The organism is Anaeromyxobacter sp. PSR-1, from assembly GCF_000964525.1.
GTDB lineage: Bacteria > Myxococcota > Myxococcia > Myxococcales > Anaeromyxobacteraceae > Anaeromyxobacter.
The window spans coordinates 1-18,109 of record NZ_BAZG01000033.1 but is presented as its reverse complement, the minus strand read 5'-3'; the positions used below and the strand labels follow the sequence as shown (position 1 = coordinate 18,109).

General features: G+C 72.8%; 19 protein-coding genes. 9 read left to right on the top strand and 10 right to left on the bottom strand.

Annotation, left to right across the window (positions count from 1 at the left end; all coding sequences use genetic code 11):
• Window position 1: 1 nt before the first annotated feature.
• From PSR1_RS07835 to PSR1_RS07805, 7 genes are all read right to left on the bottom strand, one after another.
• Window positions 2-394: a GFA family protein gene (locus PSR1_RS07835; protein ID WP_059437056.1), complete on the bottom strand. Its 393-nt coding sequence runs from the start codon at window positions 392-394 to the stop codon at window positions 2-4.
• A gap of 127 nt (window positions 395-521) precedes the next feature.
• Window positions 522-1,757 (bottom strand): acetate/propionate family kinase, encoded by a 1,236-nt coding sequence (locus PSR1_RS07830; RefSeq protein ID WP_059437055.1) that lies wholly within the window; start codon window positions 1,755-1,757, stop codon window positions 522-524.
• 101 nt (window positions 1,758-1,858) lie between these two features.
• A complete protein-coding gene (locus PSR1_RS07825) occupies window positions 1,859-3,310 on the bottom strand; it encodes a hypothetical protein (protein WP_059437054.1) in 1,452 nt (483 codons plus the stop codon).
• A gap of 172 nt (window positions 3,311-3,482) precedes the next feature.
• Complete coding sequence (locus PSR1_RS07820) at window positions 3,483-3,716, bottom strand: thioredoxin family protein (RefSeq protein WP_059437053.1); 234 nt, start codon at window positions 3,714-3,716, stop codon at window positions 3,483-3,485.
• Window positions 3,717-3,751: 35 nt separating this feature from the next.
• Window positions 3,752-4,861, bottom strand: coding sequence for a permease (locus PSR1_RS07815; RefSeq protein ID WP_059437052.1), 1,110 nt, complete (start codon window positions 4,859-4,861; stop codon window positions 3,752-3,754).
• Between the two features lie 16 nt (window positions 4,862-4,877).
• Window positions 4,878-5,582, bottom strand: a complete 705-nt coding sequence (locus PSR1_RS07810) for a cytochrome c biogenesis CcdA family protein (RefSeq protein WP_059437051.1) — start codon at window positions 5,580-5,582, stop codon at window positions 4,878-4,880.
• Window positions 5,583-6,002, bottom strand: coding sequence for a co-chaperone YbbN (locus PSR1_RS07805; protein WP_059437050.1), 420 nt, complete (start codon window positions 6,000-6,002; stop codon window positions 5,583-5,585).
• Window positions 6,003-6,163: 161 nt separating this feature from the next.
• On the opposite strand from PSR1_RS07805, the gene PSR1_RS07800 reads away from it, so the two are divergent.
• The 4 genes from PSR1_RS07800 to PSR1_RS07785 all read left to right on the top strand — a co-directional run bounded on the left by PSR1_RS07800 (window position 6,164) and on the right by PSR1_RS07785 (window position 8,528).
• Entirely contained in the window at window positions 6,164-6,490 is a 327-nt protein-coding gene (locus tag PSR1_RS07800; RefSeq protein ID WP_059437049.1) for a metalloregulator ArsR/SmtB family transcription factor, read from the top strand.
• Window positions 6,491-6,582: 92 nt separating this feature from the next.
• Window positions 6,583-6,927 (top strand): helix-turn-helix transcriptional regulator, encoded by a 345-nt coding sequence (locus PSR1_RS07795; RefSeq protein ID WP_059437048.1) that lies wholly within the window; start codon window positions 6,583-6,585, stop codon window positions 6,925-6,927.
• Between the two features lie 3 nt (window positions 6,928-6,930).
• Window positions 6,931-8,076, top strand: coding sequence for an ACR3 family arsenite efflux transporter (gene arsB, locus PSR1_RS07790; RefSeq protein ID WP_059437047.1), 1,146 nt, complete (start codon window positions 6,931-6,933; stop codon window positions 8,074-8,076).
• On the top strand, window positions 8,073-8,528 hold the full coding sequence (locus PSR1_RS07785; protein ID WP_059437046.1) for an arsenate reductase ArsC: 456 nt from the start codon (window positions 8,073-8,075) through the stop codon (window positions 8,526-8,528). Before arsB ends, PSR1_RS07785 begins: the two co-directional genes overlap by 4 nt.
• Before the next feature lie 36 nt (window positions 8,529-8,564).
• Here the strand turns inward: PSR1_RS07785 and PSR1_RS07780 are convergent, their stop codons facing one another.
• Window positions 8,565-9,227, bottom strand: coding sequence for a dihydrofolate reductase family protein (locus PSR1_RS07780; RefSeq protein WP_059437045.1), 663 nt, complete (start codon window positions 9,225-9,227; stop codon window positions 8,565-8,567).
• 279 nt (window positions 9,228-9,506) lie between these two features.
• Here PSR1_RS07780 and PSR1_RS07775 point away from each other — a divergent pair, with 279 nt between their 5' ends.
• The gene (locus tag PSR1_RS07775) at window positions 9,507-10,484 is read left to right on the top strand and encodes an ATP-binding cassette domain-containing protein (RefSeq protein ID WP_059437044.1); all 978 of its coding nucleotides are present in this window, start codon (window positions 9,507-9,509) and stop codon (window positions 10,482-10,484) included.
• Window positions 10,481-11,284, top strand: a complete 804-nt coding sequence (locus tag PSR1_RS07770) for an ABC transporter permease (protein ID WP_059437043.1) — start codon at window positions 10,481-10,483, stop codon at window positions 11,282-11,284. The genes PSR1_RS07775 and PSR1_RS07770 overlap by 4 nt, the downstream gene beginning before the upstream one ends.
• Window positions 11,285-11,492: 208 nt before the next feature.
• On the opposite strand, the gene ettA is transcribed toward PSR1_RS07770, so the two are convergent.
• Both ettA and PSR1_RS07760 read right to left on the bottom strand, forming a co-directional pair.
• The gene (ettA, locus tag PSR1_RS07765; RefSeq protein WP_059437042.1) at window positions 11,493-13,157 is read right to left on the bottom strand and encodes an energy-dependent translational throttle protein EttA; all 1,665 of its coding nucleotides are present in this window, start codon (window positions 13,155-13,157) and stop codon (window positions 11,493-11,495) included.
• Between the two features lie 165 nt (window positions 13,158-13,322).
• Entirely contained in the window at window positions 13,323-13,814 is a 492-nt protein-coding gene (locus tag PSR1_RS07760) for a VOC family protein (RefSeq protein WP_059437041.1), read from the bottom strand.
• A gap of 292 nt (window positions 13,815-14,106) precedes the next feature.
• Here PSR1_RS07760 and PSR1_RS07755 point away from each other — a divergent pair, with 292 nt between their 5' ends.
• The 3 genes from PSR1_RS07755 to PSR1_RS07745 form a co-directional block, all read left to right on the top strand.
• On the top strand, window positions 14,107-15,891 hold the full coding sequence (locus PSR1_RS07755) for a DUF1302 domain-containing protein (protein WP_059437040.1): 1,785 nt from the start codon (window positions 14,107-14,109) through the stop codon (window positions 15,889-15,891).
• A 9-nt stretch (window positions 15,892-15,900) separates the two neighbouring features.
• On the top strand, window positions 15,901-17,247 hold the full coding sequence (locus PSR1_RS07750) for a DUF1329 domain-containing protein (protein ID WP_059437039.1): 1,347 nt from the start codon (window positions 15,901-15,903) through the stop codon (window positions 17,245-17,247).
• On the top strand, window positions 17,247-18,109 hold an 863-nt coding region (locus PSR1_RS07745; protein ID WP_059437070.1), incomplete at its 3' end, for a YCF48-related protein. The genes PSR1_RS07750 and PSR1_RS07745, both read left to right, overlap by 1 nt.

Sequence of the window (18,109 nt, the reverse complement as noted above, 5' to 3'; positions counted from 1 at the left end):
CCTACTCCTCGGATCGACCCGTCGACTCCCGGTTGCGCTCGTAGCGCCGGGTCTGCGGGAACGGCGGCAGCCAGGACTCGCGGCGGATGGTCCAGAGCTCGTAGGTCGGCGTCAGCTGGTCGGGCGCATCCAGGCAGCCCAGGTTCACCCCGACCTCGTCGTCGAAGATCCCGAACACGGGCGAGCCGCACCGCGGACAGAAGGACCTCCCGGCGAACGTGCGCGACTCGCCGGTGATCGTCACCGCCTCGGCGGGGAAGATGGCGGACGCGTGGAACAGCGCGCCGTGGTTCTTGCGGCAGTCGAGACAGTGGCAGATGCCGACCCGGTACGGTCGGCCCGTCGCCACGAATCGAAGATCCCCGCACAGGCAGCCGCCGGTGAATCGGTCCATGTCGGCCTCCTCTGGAAGCCGCTCTCGTACCCGGGCCCGGCGCGCGTCCGCAAGGGTCACCTCGGGTAGCCCTCGCTCGCCCAGCGACGCGGCCTCGAGGGAGCTCGGGGCACCCGCGGCCGGCGCGTCACCGGACGGCGCGCAGCGAGCCGGCGCTGTCCCAGCGCGCAGCGATCGACGCGTCGTGCGCGACGATCTCGGCGGTGTCCCGGGCGATCATGAACTCCTCGTTCGTGGGGATCACGGCCGCCATGGGGCTCGTGGTGCGCGTGATCCGGCCGCCGAGCCCGCGGCCGTGGGACTCGTTCGCACGCGGATCGAGCGCGAAGCCCGCGAACGAGAGCAGCTTCACGATCTGCGCGCGCACCTGGGCCTGGTTCTCGCCGATGCCCCCCGTGAACACGAGCGCGTCCACGCGGCCGAGCGAGACGAACATCCCGGCGGCCGCCTTCGACACCGAGTAGCAGAACTTCTCGATCGCGAGCCGGGCGCGCTCGTTGCCCTCCTGCGCCGCCCGCTCCAGGGTGAGCATGTCCTTCGAGAGGCCGGAGATGCCGAGCAGGCCCGAGCGCTCGTTCAGCTTCTCCATCACCTCCTCCATGCTGCACTTCAGCTGCCTCTTCATGTGCGCGATGATCGACGGGTCGATGTTGCCGCTGCGCGTGTCCATGACCACGCCGCCGAGCGGCGTGAGGCCCATGGTCGTGTCCACGCTCTTCCCGTTCCGCACCGCCGCGAGCGAGCACCCCTTGCCGAGGTGCGCGGTCACGATGGCGTGATCCTCCGGGTCGAGGCCCAGCTGCTTCACCGCCAGCTGCGACACGTACCGGTGGCTGGTGCCGTGGAACCCGTAGCGCCGGACCTCGTGCTCGACGAACCACGAGTACGGGACCGCGTACAGGTACGACCGCGGCGGCATGGTCTGGTGGAAGGCGGTGTCGAAGACCGCGACCTGGGGCAGCTCGGGGAAGAGCCGCTGCGCCACCTCGATGCCGCGCACGTTCGACGGGTTGTGCAGCGGGCCGAGCGGGATGCACTCCTTGATCTTCGCGATCACCTCCGGGGTGATCAGGATCGACCCGGAGAACTTCGCGCCGCCGTGCACCACGCGGTGGCCGACGCCCATCAGCCCGTCCACCAGGCCGGTCTCGCGGAGGAGCTCGTGGGCGGCGCGCAGGGCCGCGTCGATCCCCTCGCCCGCGACCGTCCGCCGCTCCGCGCGCCCCTCGTGCTCGAACTCGAGCGCCGACTGCGCGTTCGCGAGCGGCTCGATCCGCCCGGCGATGTGCACGTGGCCGTCGGACGCGTGGACGACCGCGAACTTCGTCGCGGCGGTGCCGCAGTTGAGGACGAGGACGTTCATCGGCGCGGACCCTCCGGGCGGAAGGCGCCGTTATAGCGCATCCGCCGGCGTGCGGAGGGCCACGCCGCGCTCGCGATCTCCCGCGGTCGCCGTTCGATGCCTCAGGGCGGCGCCGGCGCCTTCGGCGAGAACTTGATCACGCGGTCGTAGAGGACCTCCTGCATGGCGGCCCCGCTCTTCGTCGCGGGCTCGAGGTAGTTGCGGAAGAGGATCCCCAGCACCGTGTCGGGACCCACGGAGAGGCGCTTGCACTTCCTGAGGAGCTCGTCCGGCGGCACCTGCAGGCAGTTCGCCTCGCGTCCGCAGCTCCGCGAGATCTTGTACGCGTACATGAGGTCCGCGGCCGGGTCGCCGGCGGGCAGGAAGCGCGCGGCGGTGCCGGTGAGCGCGCGGTCGTCCACCGTGCCGATCGACAGCTTCCCGTCCTCCGCGTCGCCCGTGTAGACGTTGACGCTCATGTACGACGTCTTGCCGGTCGCGGCGTGGTTGGCGCCGAAGACCATCAGGAAGTCGCCGTCACCGAGCGTGATCCGCCGATCCCACGAGAGGAACTCGGGCAGGTACCCGGCCTGCAGGCAGAGCGCGTCGCGCGCGTCCCCGCCCACGGGCACCCTGCGCTGCATGTGGTCGATGCCCTCGTAGCCGACGGGCATGGTGACGTCGATGTCCGTGGCGACCATCCCCGGGTGCGCGTCGATGATGCGCTGACGGAGGACGCCCAGCTCGTTCCAGAGGTTCAGCTCGGTCTGGCCGGTCCCGCGGATGCGCAGGGCGGGCACGGGGTACGGCTCGAGGCGGCCCTCGTCGGTCGGGACGCGCGGGGTCGCCCGGAACATCCGGAGCGGCGCGTCGGCGATGTACGCCGCCCCTGCCTTCTCGTAGCCCGCTTCCCACATCGCGTTGCGCAGCTGGATCCTGAACTCGTCGCCGTCGTCGCCGTGCCCGAGGCTCAGCATCGCCGCCGGGAACGGGACCTCGTTGACGCGGTCGGTCGCGTAGCCGGCCTCGCCGAGCGCCTCGAGGATGCCTCGATACGTCCCGCGGTCCGGCGTGAAGACCAGCGCGACGCGCTTGCCGAAGGGATCGCCGGGCGGACCCTCGGTCTTGATGGACAGGTTGTTGACCGGGTCGGCCGGGGCGATCATGAGCCCGAGCAGCCGCTCGCCGTCCGGGTAGACCTTGTTCGCGATCCACGAGTAGAACGCGAAGTACCGCTCCGGCGGAGGCGTCGTCCCGACCAGCACGACGGCCTCGTCGGGCCGGAGCTTGAAGTCCTGCACCAGCTCGGGAGCTCCCGCCGCCCTCGGCACCTTCAGCACGAGGTACGGGGCGTTGTTGTTGTACCAGGCGTGATCGATGGTGGGGTCGTACCTGCACCAGGCCTCGCCCCGGTTCCACACCTCCACGGCCCCCGGCGTCACGATGAATCCGCGTCGCTCGAGCGCCCCCGTTAGCTCGTCCGGGCTCGGCTCCGCAGCGCTTCCCAGGAGAGGCATGCAGGCGAGCGCCGAGAGCAGCGCGGCGAACCCGCCGCATCGTCTCGTGGTCCTCATGGCCGTCCTTCCCCGGCCGGCGTGACCGCAGGGAGCTGCCGGCCCGCGCGCGGACGTGCGCGCTCGAGGGGATCAGACGGCGCCGCGCCTGGCTCCTCAATCGGGAGCGAGGGTCGCGTCGCTCATGGCAAGTCGAACGGGTGTGCCTGGAGGTCGCGCGCCCCCGGGCGGCTCAGGCCCGCAGCAGGTCCTTGATCGCCGCCGGGCTCAGCACGCGCCCGGTGGACCTCACCGTCCCGTCCACCACCAGCGCGGGCGTGGAGAGCACATTGAACTTCATGATCTCCCGGAGGTCCTCCACCTTCTCGACCGTCGCGTCCATGTCGAGCTCCCGCACCGCCTTCTGCGCGTTGGCGGTGAGCTCCTTGCACTTCGCGCAGCCGGTCCCCAGCACCTGGATCTTCATCTCGTCCCTTCCTCTCGTGCGGCGCGAGGGCCGCGTCAGCCGGAGATGGCGTTGAACAGGTACCCGACGATCATGATCCCGACGGTCACCGACCCGAAGAAGATGGCGAGGAGCGGCGGCTTGAGGACGCGGCGCAGCATGATGCCCTCGGGGATCGAGAGCGCGATGGCGCTCATGATGAAGGCCATCACGGTCCCCAGCGACATGCCCTTCGCCCACAGGGCCTCCGCGATCGGGACGACCCCGGCGCCGTTGACGTAGAGCGGCACGCCGAGGAGCGTGACGATCGCGACGGCGAACGGGTTGTCCGGGCCGGCGTACGCCGCGAAGAAGTCCGCGGGCACCCACCCGTGGATCGCGGCGCCGATGCCGACGCCGAGCAGCACCCACCTCCAGACGCGGGCGAGGATGTCCTTCGCCTCCGCCACGGCCGCGTCCACGCGCTCGGGCCACGTCGGGACGTGCCCTCCCGCGCGCAGCTGCCCGATCTTCGTCGCGAAGACCGCCTCCTCGACCCATCGCTCGAGGCGGAAGCGGGAGAGGACGAACCCGATCGCCATCGAGATCACGGACCCGGCGACCACGTACGCCGCGGCGATCCGCCAGCCGAACTGGTCGGCGATCATGATCGCCGCGATCTCGCTCACCAGCGGCGACGCGACCAGGAAGGTGAGCGTGATCGAGAGCGGGATCCCGGCGGCGACGAACCCGATGAACAGCGGGATCGAGCTGCACGAGCAGAACGGGGTGACGACGCCCAGGACGACCGCCAGCACCAGCCCGACGAACAGGCCCCTGCCCTCGAGATAGCTGCGCGCCCTGTCGAGGTCGAGGCTGGCGCGGAGCATCCCGATGACGAACATCAGGCCGGTCAGCAGCAGGAAGATCTTGACCGAGTCGTAGAGGAAGAAGTGCAGCGCGCCCCCCGCGTGCGAGCCGAGGTCGAGCCCGGCGGCGTCGCCGACCAGCCACGTCCACAGCGGCCCGTTCAGCCGGTACGCCGCGAGCCAAGCCCCGAAGGCCGCCGCCACGAGGGCGGCGAGCCTCGCCGGGGAACGGACCGGCGTGGCGGCCGTCGCCGCCGCGGCGGGCGCCGCGCAGCACGCCGGGCTGGCGTCGGGTGGGTCGATCACGGGAAGTCCCATCGAAGCTCCTGCTCCCTCACATCGAGGTCCAGACGAAGTACGCGCCGCCGAGCATCACCACCACGCCCGCCGCCGCCTTCACCACCGCGACCGCGCGCGCGCCGCGCCTCCACCCCAGCCAGCGGTTCACCGACTGGATCGAGCTGCCCGCCAGGGCGATGGCCGCGGCGTGGCCGAGGCCGTACAGCGCGACGAGCAGCACGCCGTACGCCACCCGACCCGTCCCGCTCGCGCGGAACGCGATGCCGAGGAGCGGCGCCATGAACGCGAACGTGCACGGGCCGAGCGCGACCCCGAAGACGAGGCCGAGCAGGAGCGCGCCGGTCGCGCCCCGGCGAGCCGCCCGCGCCGGCGTCGAGCCGAACGCGGGCAGCGGCAGGACGCCCAGGAGATTCAGGCCGACGGCGAAGAACACGACGGCGACCCCCCACGTTCCGGCCCGCCCGACGTCCCCGAGCATCCGGCCCGCCGCGGCGGTGACGGCGCCGACGAGGGCGATGCTGGCGAGGATCCCCGCGGCGAACGCGGACGACAGCCAGAGCGCGCGCCGGCCCTCCGGCAGCTCGGCGCCGCCGCTCATGTAGGCGACGACCAGCGGGACGCTCGAGAGGTGGCAGGGGCTCAGCGCGACGGAGAGCACACCCCACGCGAACGCGGCCGCGAGCGCGACGGACCCGCTCGCCGCGAACGCCTCGCCGAAGCGCGTGAGGAGCCCGGTCACCTAGAGCTCCACGCCGAGGGCCTTCCACTGCGCGAGGATCTCCTCGCGCGACATGAAGCCCTCGTGGCGCGCGAGCTCGCGCCCGTCGGCGCCGTAGAAGATCTGGGTCGGGATCATCTGGATGCGGTGCGCCGTGGCCTGCTCCGGCGCCTGCCACACGTCGATGAACGTGACCTCCATCCGGCCCGCGTAGTCGGCGCGGAGCTGCTCGAGGATGGGCGCCATCGCCTTGCAGGGGATGCACTTGCCCGCGCCGAGGTCGACGAGCCTGGGGATCGCGCGCGCCGCCGGCGCGGCCGCGCCGCCGCTGCGGGCCTCTCCCGAGGCCGAGGCCTTCTCGCCGCAGCCGGCGCCGCCGGCGAGCGCCACCGCGAGCGCCAGGAGCAGCGGTCCCGTCGCGCGCTTCCTCGTCCCGTGCATCGTGACGCCTCCTCGCGCGGCGCCACGCGCCGCGAACGGGCGGACCATGCCACCGGAGGACTGCTTGGTCAATCCGCCAAGTAGTCGTTCGACGCGCCGCTGCGGCCCCGCGCCGCACCCCGGCTTGACCGGCCGCAACTGCTTGACGATATTGCCAAGCAATGACCCGGCCGAGCAGCGTGCGGAAGGCGCGGACCCAGGTGCTGAAGGCGATGGCGCACCCGAGCCGTCTCCTCATCCTGGAGACGCTCGCGGAGGGCGAGCGCTGCGTCTGCGACCTGCAGAAGCTGGTCGGCTCCGACCTGTCCACCGTGTCGAAGCACCTGTCGCTCATGCGCCGCGCCGGGCTCCTCGAGGATCGCCGGCAGGGCCTGCAGGTCTTCTACCGGCTCCGGGTCCCGTGCGTCATGAGCTTCTTCGCGTGCGTGGACGCCGTGCGCGACGAGGGTCCGCCGGTCCAGCTGGTCGTGTCCCGCCGCCGTGCGTGAACCGATCCGCCGTGTGACGTCTCGGTGGCGCTCGCCCCGCGCGCCCCGCCGGTCCTTGTCTCGCGCCCCGCTTCATCGTAGATCGACGCTCGATGGCACCTTCCCTCAAGCGGGTCCCGGCCTGCGGACCGCCAAATGCCGAACCCGACCGCCGCCCGGTCGAGGGCGCCGACGCGGACGAGGAGCTGGCGCTCCTCGCCAAGGCGGTGGGTCATCCCGCCCGCGTCCAGATCCTCCGCCTGCTCGTCCGCCGCGACGCGTGCATCTGCGGCGACATCGTGGACGAGCTGCCGCTCGCCCAGTCGACCGTGTCGCAGCACCTCAAGGTCCTCAAGGAGGCGGGGCTGATCCGCGGCGAGATCGACGGCCCGCGGGTCAGCTACTGCGTCGAGCCTCGCACCCTCCGCCGCCTCAGGGCGCTCGTCGGGAGCCTCTAGATCATGTCCGAAGCGAACCTCGCCGCCCCGGCCCGCGCCGGCGTCGCCCGCCACCTCTCCTTCCTCGACCGCTACCTGACGCTCTGGATCTTCCTCGCCATGGGCGCGGGCGTGGCGCTCGGGTTCCTCGTTCCCGGCGTCGTGCCGATGCTCGACCGGATGTCGGTGGGGACGACCTCCATCCCGATCGCGATCGGGCTCATCCTGATGATGTACCCGCCGCTCGCGAAGGTCCGCTACGAGGAGCTCCCCCGGGTCTTCCGGAACGGCAAGGTGCTGGCGCTCTCGCTGGTGCAGAACTGGATCGTCGGCCCGATCCTGATGTTCGCCCTCGCGGTGATCTTCCTCCGCGATCGCCCGGAGTACATGGTCGGGCTCATCCTCATCGGCCTCGCGCGCTGCATCGCGATGGTGATCGTGTGGAACGACCTCGCGAAGGGCGACACCGAGTACTGCGCCGGCCTGGTCGCGTTCAACTCGATCTTCCAGGTGCTGTTCTTCTCGGTCTACGCCTGGATCTTCATCACGGTGCTGCCCGGCTGGCTCGGCGTGCGCGGCGCCGAGGTGCACATCACCATCGGCGAGATCGCCCGGAGCGTCTTCGTCTACCTCGGCATCCCGTTCATCGCCGGGATGGCGAGCCGCTTCGGGCTGCGGGCGCTGAAGGGCGAGGAGTGGTACCGCAGGGTCTTCATCCCGCGCATCTCGCCCATCACGCTCGTCGCCCTGCTCTTCACCATCGTGGTGATGTTCTCGCTGAAGGGCGAGACCATCGTGCAGGTGCCGCTCGACGTGGTGCGGATCGCCGTCCCGCTGCTCGTCTACTTCCTGCTCATGTTCTTCGTGTCCTTCTGGATGAGCCGGAAGGTGGGCGCGACCTACGGGCAGACCGCCACGCTCTCGTTCACCGCCGCCTCGAACAACTTCGAGCTCGCCATCGCCGTCGCGGTCGCCACCTTCGGCATGGCGCACGGCGCCGCCTTCGCCGCGGTGATCGGCCCCCTGGTCGAGGTCCCGGTACTCATCGGTCTCGTGAACGTCGCGCTCCGGCTGCGCGATCGGTGGTTCCCCGGCGAGACCGGCGAGATCGCGAAGGTCGCGAACTGCGCGGTGACGGTCGAGCGGCCGACCGCCGGGCGGGCGCGGTGAGCGGCGGCTGGGAGGCCGACGCGGAGGCGCTGCACCGCGCCCGCCCGCGGCACGTGCTCTTCCTCTGCGTCGCGAACTCGGCGCGCAGCCAGATGGCCGAGGGGATCGCGCGCTCGCTCGCGCCGGCGACGGTGAAGATCTCCTCCGCGGGCTCCGCGCCGTCGAGCCTCAACCCGCTCGCCGTCCGCGCGCTGGACGAGATCGGCCTCGACATCCGCGGGCAGCGCTCGAAGCGCGTGGACGACGTGCCGGCCGGAGACGTGGACACGGTCATCACGCTCTGCGCCGAGGAGGTCTGCCCGGTCTTCCTCGGCCGGGCGCGGCGGATCCACTGGGGCCTGCCGGATCCGGCCGGCGCCGGGAGCACCGAGGCGGAGCGGCTCCAGGCCTTCCGCGAGGTCCGCGACGAGCTTCGCCGCCGCCTCTCCGCCGTCTTCCCGCCGGGCGCGTAGACGGCTCGGCCCACGGGTCGAGCGTCCTACGCCGACCTACCTGGTCAGCACCACGTGCAGCGCGTGCTCCGAGGCGACGTGCTCGGTGCAGCGGTACCCGAGCGCGGCCGTGTCGATGCCGGCGAGCAGGTGCTCGCCCCGCCCCAGCAGCACCGGCGAGATGGCGAGGTGCAGCTCATCCACGAGCCGGGCGGCGAGGTACTGGCGGACGGTCGCGACCCCGCCACCGAGGCGGACGTCCTTGCCGCGGGCGGCCTCCTTCGCCCGCTCGAGCGCGGCGTGGATGCCGTCGGTGACGAAGTGGAAGGTGGTCCCGCCCTGCATCTCGAGCGGCGGGCGCGCGTGGTGCGTCAGCACGAACACCGGCACGTGGTACACGGGGTTCTCGCCCCACCAGCCCTTCCAGCCGTCGTCGGGCCAGGGGCCGCGCGACGGGGCGAACATGTTGCGCCCGAGGATCCAGGCGCCGACGTTCTCGAAGCTGCGCGCGGCGAGGTCGTCGTCCACGCCCCGCCGGCCGGCCTCGGCGCCGGGCGTCCCGGCGCCATCCCCGTGCATCCGCTGGAAGGTGCGGGTGTCGAGGACCCACCTGTGCAGCGCCATCCCGCCGACGCCGAGCGGGTTCTCCAGCGACTGGTCCGGGCCGGCGCCGTAGCCGTCGATGGAGATCGAGAATGCGTTCACGCGAAGCTTCGACATGCGGTGACTCCTCCTGTTGCGCGCCGGCGCCGCCGGCGCGATCTGCGCCTTCGGACGAGGACGCGGGAGCGGGACCGGAGGATACGGGGACGATCTGGTTCACACGGGTAGGGCGACCGCGCCGGGTCGGCACCGTCCGGATGGGGTGAACGCGCCGATGCCGCGCGCCTGGCGCATCGGCGTGGCGGCGCGCGGGTGTGCCCGTCTATACCTACGGGCTACCTGCTCCCCGGGCGGAGTGCCCGCGCGTGCGGGTCGGGACCCGGGCCGCAGCCCACGATGACCACGAACGCGATCGAGACCGACGGGTTGGTGAAGCACTTCGGCGCGACGCACGCGCTGAACGGCGTGGACCTCGCCATCCGGCGCGGCTCCGTCTACGGGCTGCTGGGCCCGAACGGCGCGGGCAAGACGACGACCATCCGCATCCTCGCCACCCTGCTCCGGCCGACCGCCGGCCGCGCCATCGTGCTCGGCCACGACGCCGCCCGGGAGCCCGCCGCGGTCCGCAGCAAGGTGAGCCTGACCGGCCAGTTCGCCTCGGTGGACGAGGACCTCTCCGGTCAGGAGAACCTGGTGCTGGTGGGCCGCCTGCTGGGCCTCTCCTGGCGCGACGCGCGGCGCCGCGCCACGGAGCTGCTCGAGGCGTTCGGGCTCGACGAGGCGGCGGGCAGGCAGGTGCAGACCTACTCCGGCGGCGAGCGGCGGCGCATCGACATCGCCGCGAGCCTCGTGACCGTCCCGGAGATCCTGTTCCTCGACGAGCCCACCACCGGCCTCGACCCGCGCAGCCGCACGCAGGTGTGGGAGCTCGTCCGCCGCATCGCGGCCGCGGGCACCACGGTGCTCCTCACCACCCAGTACCTCGACGAGGCCGACCGGCTGGCGGAGCGCATGGCGGTCGTCGATCACGGCCGCGTCATCGCGGAGGGCACGAGCCGCGAGCTGAAGGCGTCGGTGGGCGCGAACGCGCTGCGGCTGCGCCTGGCCGACGCGGGCCAGCGCCTCGCCGCCCAGCAGGTGATCACCCGGGTGCTGGGCGACGGCGTCATGCCGGGGTCGGAGCCGGCGGAGGTCGCGGCGCGGCTCGAGGGGGCGGCGCAGGCGGGCGCGGTGCTCACGGCGCTGAGCGAGGGCGGCATCGAGGTCGCCGAGGTGACGGTCGGCAACCCGAGCCTGGACGAGGTGTTCCTGGCGCTCACCGGCCGGCCGGTCGAGGCGGTGGTGGGCGCGGACGGCGAGGAGGCGAGCCGATGAACGCGGTCCACGAGGCGCTCGCGATCCGCGCGCGGCCGCGCCCGGCCTCGGCCGCGTCGGCGGTGCTGACGCTGGCCTGGCGGGCGATGCTGAAGATCAAGCACGTCCCCTTCCAGCTCTTCGACGTGACCGTCACGCCGATCATGTTCACGCTGCTGTTCACGTTCATCTTCGGCGGCGCGCTCGCCGGCTCGCCGCGGCAGTACGTGCAGTACCTGGTCCCGGGCGTGCTGGTGCAGACGGTCCTGTTCATCACCGTCTACACGGGCGTGGGGCTCAACTCGGACATCCGCAAGGGCCTGTACGACCGGTTCCGCTCGCTGCCCATGTGGCAGCCGGCGCCGCTGCTGGGCGCGCTGGCGGGGGACGTGTTCCGCTACTCGGTGGCCGCCGCGGTGATCCTGGTGGTGGGGTTCATCCTCGGCTTCCGGCCGCAGGGCGGGGCGGCCGGCGTCCTCGCGGCGGTCGCGCTGGTGCTGGTGTTCAGCTTCGCGCTGTCCTGGCTCTGGATCGTGGTGGGCATGCTGGTGCGCACGCCCGAGTCGGTCATGACCACGAGCTTCGTGTTCCTGATGCCGCTCACGTTCGCGAGCGACATCTTCGTGGGCCTGGGCACGATGCCGGGCTGGCTCCAGGGCGTCGTCCGGCACAACCCGGTGACGCACCTCGCAAACGCGTCGCGCGACCTGATGCACGGGCGGCCGGCCGGGGCCGACGTGAGCTGGACGCTGCTGGCGTCGCTCGTGATCGTGGTCGCGGTCGCGCCGATCGCGATGCGGCTCTACCGCAAGGAGCGGTAGCTCCGGACTTCGCACCCGCTCGCCCCTCGACAGGCTCGGGGTGAGCGGGGCGGAAGCCCGCTCATGGTGAGCCGGACGGAAGCCCGCTCGTGGTGAGCGGGACGGAAGCCCGCTCGTGGTGAGCGGGACGGAAGCCCGCTCGTGGTGAGCGGGACGGAAGCCCGCTCATGGTGAGCCCGTCGAACCATGAGCGGGTGGCCCGGGGCCGTCACCGCGCGATCGGCTTGTACCGGAGGCGCTTCGGCTTCGCGCCCTCCTCGCCCAGCCGGCGCCGCTTGTCGGCCTCGTACTCCTGGTAGTTCCCGGTGAAGAACGTCCACTGGGAGTCGCCCTCGGCCGCCAGGATGTGCGTGGCGATGCGGTCGAGGAACCAGCGGTCGTGCGAGATGACGAACACGCAGCCGGCGTACTCGAGCAGCGCGTCCTCGAGCGCCCGGAGCGTCTCGACGTCGAGGTCGTTCGACGGCTCGTCGAGCAGCAGCACGTTCGCCCCGGTCATGAGCGTCTTGGCGAGGTGGAGCCGGCCGCGCTCGCCGCCGGAGAGCGTGCCCACCACCTTCTGCTGGTCGGCGCCCTTGAAGTTGAAGCGCCCGATGTAGGCGCGGCTGGGCATCTCGAACTTGCCCACCTGGAGCTGGTCGCGGCCGCCGGAGATCTCCTCGAAGACGGTCTTGTCCGAGGACAGGTTCTCGCGGCTCTGGTCCACGAACGCGAGCTTCACGGAGGGGCCGAGCTCCACCGCGCCCGAGTCCGGCTGCTCCGCGCCGGTGATCATCTTGAACAGCGTGGACTTGCCCGCGCCGTTCGGGCCGATGATGCCGACGATGGCGCCCGGCGGGACGATGAACGAAAGCTTGTCCATCAGCAGCCGGTCGCCGAAGCCCTTCGAGACGTCCTTGAACTCGATCACCTTCTGCCCGAGGCGCTCGGCCACCGGGATGAAGATCTCCTGCGTCTCGTTCCGCTTCTGGTACTCGACGGTGGACATCTCCTCGAAGCGCGAGAGGCGCGCCTTGCTCTTCGCCTGCCGCGCCTTCGGGTTCTGGCGCACCCACTCCAGCTCCTGCTTCATCGCCTTGATGCGCGCGCTCTCCTGCTTCGCCTCGACCTCGAGCCGCTGCTCCTTCTGGTCGAGCCAGCTCGAGTAGTTGCCCTTCCACGGGATCCCGCGGCCGCGGTCCAGCTCCAGGATCCACTCGGCGGCGTTGTCGAGGAAGTAGCGGTCGTGCGTCACCGCCACCACCGTGCCCGGGAACCGGGTGAGGAACTGCTCCAGCCACTCGACCGACTCGGCGTCGAGGTGGTTGGTGGGCTCGTCGAGCAGCAGCATGTCGGGCTTCGAGAGCAGCAGCTTGCAGAGCGCCACCCGGCGCTTCTCGCCGCCGGAGAGGTGCTTGATGACCGCGTCCCAGGGCGGCAGCCGCAGCGCGTCGGCCGCGATCTCGAGCGCGTTGCCGGTGTCGGCGCCCGCGTTCGCGATGATGGCCTCGAGGCGCGCCTGCTCCTCGGCGAGCTTCTCCATGTCGGCGTCCGGCTCGCCGTAGGCGGCGTAGACCTCCTCCAGCCGCTTCTGCGCGTCCGCCACCTCGCCCTGCGCCGACTCGACCTCCTCGCGGACGGTGCGCTCGCCGTCCAGCTTCGGCTCCTGCGGGAGGTAGCCGATGCGGATGCCGGCCTGGCGGGTGACCTCGCCCTCGTACTCCTCGTCCACGCCGGCCATGATCCGGAGCACGGTGGACTTGCCGGCGCCGTTCAGGCCGAGCAGGCCGATCTTGGCGCCGTGGAAGAACGAGAGCGAGATGTCCTTGATGATCTGCCGCTTGGGCGGGACGATCTTGCTCACGCGGAGCATCGACATGACGTACGGGGGCATTTCGCGCGTTCTCTCGGGATGGGGGAAGGCGCGGGAATCTACCCGAAAACCTGCCCGCGCGCCGCGGGATGCGCTGCGCGGGTGCCGCGGGCCGGAGACGGCGAGAGGGCCGGCGGGGCGCGCTCGCCCCTGCCCGGCCCTCCGCACCCCCGGCGTCGCGCCCGGTCACGCGCCCGGGTGCTGCTGCTCCCACTGGCGCGCGAACTCGGCGCCGGCGCGCCGCATCTCCTCGTCGGTCATGTCCTTCACGTGCGTGGCGAAGGACCAGGAGTAGCCGAACGGATCGGTGATGCCGGCGCAGCGGTCGCCCCAGAACATGTCGGCCGGCTCCATCGTGGACCTCGCGCCGGCCTGGGTGGCGCGGCGGTGGGCGGCGTCGCAGTCCTCGGCCCGGATCCAGAAGGTGGTGGGCGCGGGGTGCTCCGCGGTCGGCGCCGCCGCGCCCATCCCGGGCATCTCGTCGTTCAGGTAGAAGACCGAGTCGCCGATCCGGAGCTCGGCGTGCCAGATCTGCTTCCCGTCCGGCGAGGGCATGCGCCGCAGCTCCTGGGCGCCGAGCGCCTTCTTGTAGAACTCGATCGCCTTCGCGCAGTCGCGCAGCACCAGGCTCGGCGTGAGCGTGCGCGGTCCCTGGGGCATGGGCTTCGTGGTCGCCATGGCGGTTCCTCTCGAGCACTGCGGGTTCCCGTGCCTTGTAAGGCGGCGCCCGGGCCGCGATCGAGCCCGACATGGGCACGAGGCCGGGGCATACGCGGAGCGAATGGGCCGTAAGCGCCGGTTCGGGCGCAGGGCCCTCCGCGCGCCCGCCGGGTCGCCCCCTCCGGCGGAGCGCCGCGCGCCACCGTGCCGCGCGTCCGATTGGCGCACCGGATTGCACGCGCCGTCTACGCCGGATCAATTCCCCCGAGCGGAGCGAGCGCTACGGTGCTCGCCCAGGGGGGAGATCACCATGGCTCGTCGGCTCGTCGCCCTGGGCGCCGTCCGTTCGCCGTGCTGGAGCCTCGTCGCCGCCGCGCTCGCGCTGCTCGGCCCGCCCGCCCGCGCGACCGCGACGGACCTGGACCTCGGGGTCCCCGACCTCGAGCTCCGCCTCGACACCACGCTCCGCTACAACCTCGGCCTGCGCACGGACGCCGTGAGCCGCCGGCTCGGCGACAACGCCGCCTTCACCGCGGGCGAGAACAGCGTCTCGCAGGGCGACCTCACCACCAACCGGCTCGACGTGCTCGCCGAGCTCGACGCCTCCTGGCGGCGCCGCCTCGGCGTCCGCGCCAGCGCGGCCGGCTGGTACGACCAGGCCTACGCGCACGAGCGCGCGACGCGCAGCCCGCGGGTGGTGGCGCAGGGGATCCCCGGCTCGTACCTGGACGACGAGTTCACCGAGGTGGTGCGCCGCCGCTACCACGGCCCGTGGGGCGAGCTGCTCGACGCGTTCGCGTTCGCGCAGCTCCGCGCCGGCGGCGTCCCGGTGTCGGTGAAGGCGGGCCGGCACACCGTCTACTGGGGCGAGTCGCTCATGCAGGCGGGGCTCACGCACTCGGTGGCCTACGCGCAGATGCCGCTCGATCTGCAGAAGGCGTTCGCGAACCCCGGGGCCGAGCCGAAGGAGCTGTTCCGGCCGCTCGCCAGCGTCTCCGCGCAGGCCCAGCTCGCCCCCACGCTCTCGCTCGCCGCGCAGGTGTTCCTGGAGTGGCAGCCGTTCCTCTACCCGGAGGGCGGCACGTTCCTCGGCGCCTCCGACGCGACCTACGACGGGCCGGACGGCCTGTACCGCAACGGCGCGTACATGGTGAACGGCGGCGTGAACTGGCCGCGGCAGGCGGGCGACGCCGGGGTGGCGCTGCGCTGGGCGCCGTCCTGGCTCGACGGCACGCTCGGGCTCTACTACCGGCGCTTCACCGACAAGTTCGCCGCGGTGCTGCTCACCCGGAACCCGGGCGCGCAGGGGCCGCTCAGCCCCGAGCTCCCGTCGCCGTTCCGCTACCAGCAGTACTACGGCGCCGACGTGGACCTCGTGGGCGCGAGCCTCGCGAAGCAGGTGCTCGGGGTGAGCGTGGGCGCGGAGGTCTCGTGGCGCCACCGCATGCCGCTCGTGGCGCAGTCCCCGGCGTTCGCGGTCGCCCCGGCGCCGCCGCTCGAGGGGGCGATGTTCCCGCACGGCCTGCCGCGCAAGATCGGCAGCTCCTACCAGGCCCGCGGGGACACGCTGCACGGGCTCGTCAACCTGCTGGGCGTCGTGCCCGGCGGCCGGGCCTTCTCGAGCGCCGCGTGGGCGCTCGAGCTCACCTTCAGCCGCCGGCTGACCGTCACCGACAACGAGGACCTGTTCTACGGCGAGGGCTACGGCGTGTGCCGGCCGGATCCGGTGCTGGTCCAGAACGGCCTCGCCCGCACCCGCGACGACGGCTGCGCCACCCGCGGCCACCTGGGCCTGGGCGCGAGCCTCACGCCCACCTGGTACCGCGTGGCCTCGGGCGCCGACCTGTACGTGCCGGTGACGGTCTCGTGGACGGTCCGCGGCAACTCGCCGGTGGGCCAGGGCGGGAACCAGGCCTCCGGGAGCTGGACCGCCGGCGCCGGCCTCGACCTGCGGAGCCGCTACCGCGTGGAGCTGCGCTACGCCGACTGGTTCGGCAAGACGAACGGCGGCGCCACCATCAACACGGCGAACGGGCTGCCCGCGCTCCTGAAGAGCCGCGGGAACGTGACGCTCACCGCGAAGACCACGTTCTAGGAGGATGCCATGACCTTGCGTGAACGGGTGTGCGCGGCGCTGCTGGCGGCGGTGCTCCCCGCGGCCACCCCGGCGCTCTCGCCGGAGGAGGCCCGGCAGCTCGGGACGGCGCTCACCGCGCTCGGCGCGGAGCGGGCGGGCAGCGCGGACGGCGCCATCCCGCCGTACACCGGCGGCCTCACCACGCCGCCGCCCGGCTTCGTCGCGGGCAGCGGCAGCCGCCCGGATCCCTTCGCGGCGGAGCGCCCGCGCTTCTCCATCGACGCCGCGAGCGCCGCCCGCCACGCCGACCGGCTCTCCGAGGGCGCGAAGGCGCTCCTGGCGCGCTACCCGGGCTTCCGGATGGACGTCTACCCCACCCACCGCACCGCCGCGTTCCCGGCGTTCGTCACCGAGCAGACCGTGCGCGCCGCCACCTCGGCCCACACGACCCACGGCGGCCTCTCGGTCGCCGGCGTCCGCGCGGCCTACCCGTTCCCCATCCCGAAGACCGGCAACGAGGCGATGTGGAACCACCTGGTGCGGTTCAACGGGCTCTGCCTCCACAAGCGGATCTCCGCCTACCGCATGGAGGCGTCGGGCCGGCTCACGCACGCCAGCACCGCGCGCGTGATCGAGGACTACCCGTACTGGGCCGAGCAGACGCAGTCACCCAACGTGTACTTCCGGTTCCGCATCCAGTACGAGGCGCCCGCGCGCCGCGCCGGCGAGGGCTTCATCCTGGTGGACCCGATCGACTACCTGGAGCGCGGCCGCCGCTCCTGGCAGTACCTGCCCGGCCAGCGCCGGGTGCGGCTCGCGCCCGACCTCGCCTACGACACCCCCAACGCCGCCACCTCCGGCGCGCAGACCTTCGACGACGCGCTGCTGTTCAACGGCGCCATGGACCGCTTCGACTTCACGCTGGTCGGGAAGAAGGAGATCTACGTCCCGTACAACGTGTACCGGGCCGCCTACCAGGCGCGGCCGGAGGAGCTGTTCCGCAAGCACTTCGTGAACCCGGAGCTGTTCCGCTGGGAGCTGCACCGGGTGTGGGTGGTGGACGCGCGGCTCAAGCCCGGCAAGCGCCACGTCTACTCGCGGCGCGTCTTCTACCTCGACGAGGACACCTGGGCGATCCTGACCAGCGACCAGTACGACGCCCGCGGGCAGCTCTGGCGCGTGGGGATCGCGTTCATGGCGCCGAGCTACGACGTGCCGGCCATGTGGGCCGACGCGTTCCTGCACTACGACCTCGCCACCGGCGGCTACGGCATCAACAGCTGGCCCGGCAAGGACGGCTGGATCCGCACCGGCGCCTGCCCGGGCGACGCCGAGTGGTCGGCGGACGCGCTCGCGGGATCGGGCCTGCGCTGATGCGCGGCCGGGCCCACGTCGCGGCGCTGGGCCTGCTCCTCGCGGCGGCCCCCGCCGGCGCGGCGGGGTTCGTGGACCCGCTCGACCTGCCCGCGGGCCCGAGCGCGCTCGCGGCGCGGCGGCCGCTGCTCTCGGTGGCGCGCGCGGGCGCGCGCCTGGTGGCGGTGGGCGAGCGCGGGCTGGCGGTCTACTCCGACGACGGCGGCGCGCGCTGGACGCAGGCGGCGGTGCCGGTGAGCGAGGACCTCACCGCGGTGCGCTTCGCCTCGCCGCGGCTCGGGTGGGCGGTGGGCCACGGCGGCGTGGTGCTCGCGACCGACGACGGCGGCGCGCGCTGGGAGCGGCGGCTCGACGGGCGCGGCCTGGCGCAGCTGCTGGACCGGTGGGCGCAGGGAGGCGCCGGGCGCGTCGCGCCGGCCGCGCTCGCCCAGGCGCGCGACCTGGCGGCGCGCGGCCCGGACCAGCCGCTCCTCGACGTGTGGATGGACGCCGCCGGCCGCGAGGGCTTCGCGGTGGGCGCGTTCGGCCTCGCGCTCGCCACCGGCGACGGCGGACGGAGCTGGACGCCTTGGCTCGACCGGCTCGACAACCCGCGCGCGCTCCACCTGCACGCGCTCCTCGAGGCGCGCGGCGCGCTCTACCTCGCCGGCGAGCAGGGCCTGCTCCTGCGGCTCGACCGCGCCGCCGGGCGCTTCCGGGCGGTGCCCATCCCGTACGGCGGCAGCCTGTTCGGCCTGGCGAGCGACGGGCGCGCGCTGCTCGCGTTCGGGCTGCGCGGGACCGTGCTGCGCAGCGTGGACGGCGGGCCCTGGCAGGCGGTCGAGGCCGGCCTCGAGGCGACGCTCACCGGCGGCGCGGCGCT

Coding starts and splice junctions, on each gene's coding strand:
- ettA (WP_059437042.1), bottom strand. CDS start 13,157: ATGCCCCCGTACGTCATGTCGATGCTCCGCGTGAGCAAGATCGTCCCG.
- PSR1_RS07755 (WP_059437040.1), top strand. CDS start 14,107: ATGGCTCGTCGGCTCGTCGCCCTGGGCGCCGTCCGTTCGCCGTGCTGG.
- PSR1_RS07815 (WP_059437052.1), bottom strand. CDS start 4,861: ATGGGACTTCCCGTGATCGACCCACCCGACGCCAGCCCGGCGTGCTGC.
- PSR1_RS07830 (WP_059437055.1), bottom strand. CDS start 1,757: ATGAACGTCCTCGTCCTCAACTGCGGCACCGCCGCGACGAAGTTCGCG.
- arsB (WP_059437047.1), top strand. CDS start 6,931: ATGTCCGAAGCGAACCTCGCCGCCCCGGCCCGCGCCGGCGTCGCCCGC.
- PSR1_RS07750 (WP_059437039.1), top strand. CDS start 15,901: ATGACCTTGCGTGAACGGGTGTGCGCGGCGCTGCTGGCGGCGGTGCTC.
- PSR1_RS07800 (WP_059437049.1), top strand. CDS start 6,164: ATGACCCGGCCGAGCAGCGTGCGGAAGGCGCGGACCCAGGTGCTGAAG.
- PSR1_RS07775 (WP_059437044.1), top strand. CDS start 9,507: ATGACCACGAACGCGATCGAGACCGACGGGTTGGTGAAGCACTTCGGC.
- PSR1_RS07795 (WP_059437048.1), top strand. CDS start 6,583: ATGGCACCTTCCCTCAAGCGGGTCCCGGCCTGCGGACCGCCAAATGCC.
- PSR1_RS07760 (WP_059437041.1), bottom strand. CDS start 13,814: ATGGCGACCACGAAGCCCATGCCCCAGGGACCGCGCACGCTCACGCCG.
- PSR1_RS07820 (WP_059437053.1), bottom strand. CDS start 3,716: ATGAAGATCCAGGTGCTGGGGACCGGCTGCGCGAAGTGCAAGGAGCTC.
- PSR1_RS07770 (WP_059437043.1), top strand. CDS start 10,481: ATGAACGCGGTCCACGAGGCGCTCGCGATCCGCGCGCGGCCGCGCCCG.
- PSR1_RS07825 (WP_059437054.1), bottom strand. CDS start 3,310: ATGAGGACCACGAGACGATGCGGCGGGTTCGCCGCGCTGCTCTCGGCG.
- PSR1_RS07805 (WP_059437050.1), bottom strand. CDS start 6,002: ATGCACGGGACGAGGAAGCGCGCGACGGGACCGCTGCTCCTGGCGCTC.
- PSR1_RS07780 (WP_059437045.1), bottom strand. CDS start 9,227: ATGTCGAAGCTTCGCGTGAACGCATTCTCGATCTCCATCGACGGCTAC.
- PSR1_RS07835 (WP_059437056.1), bottom strand. CDS start 394: ATGGACCGATTCACCGGCGGCTGCCTGTGCGGGGATCTTCGATTCGTG.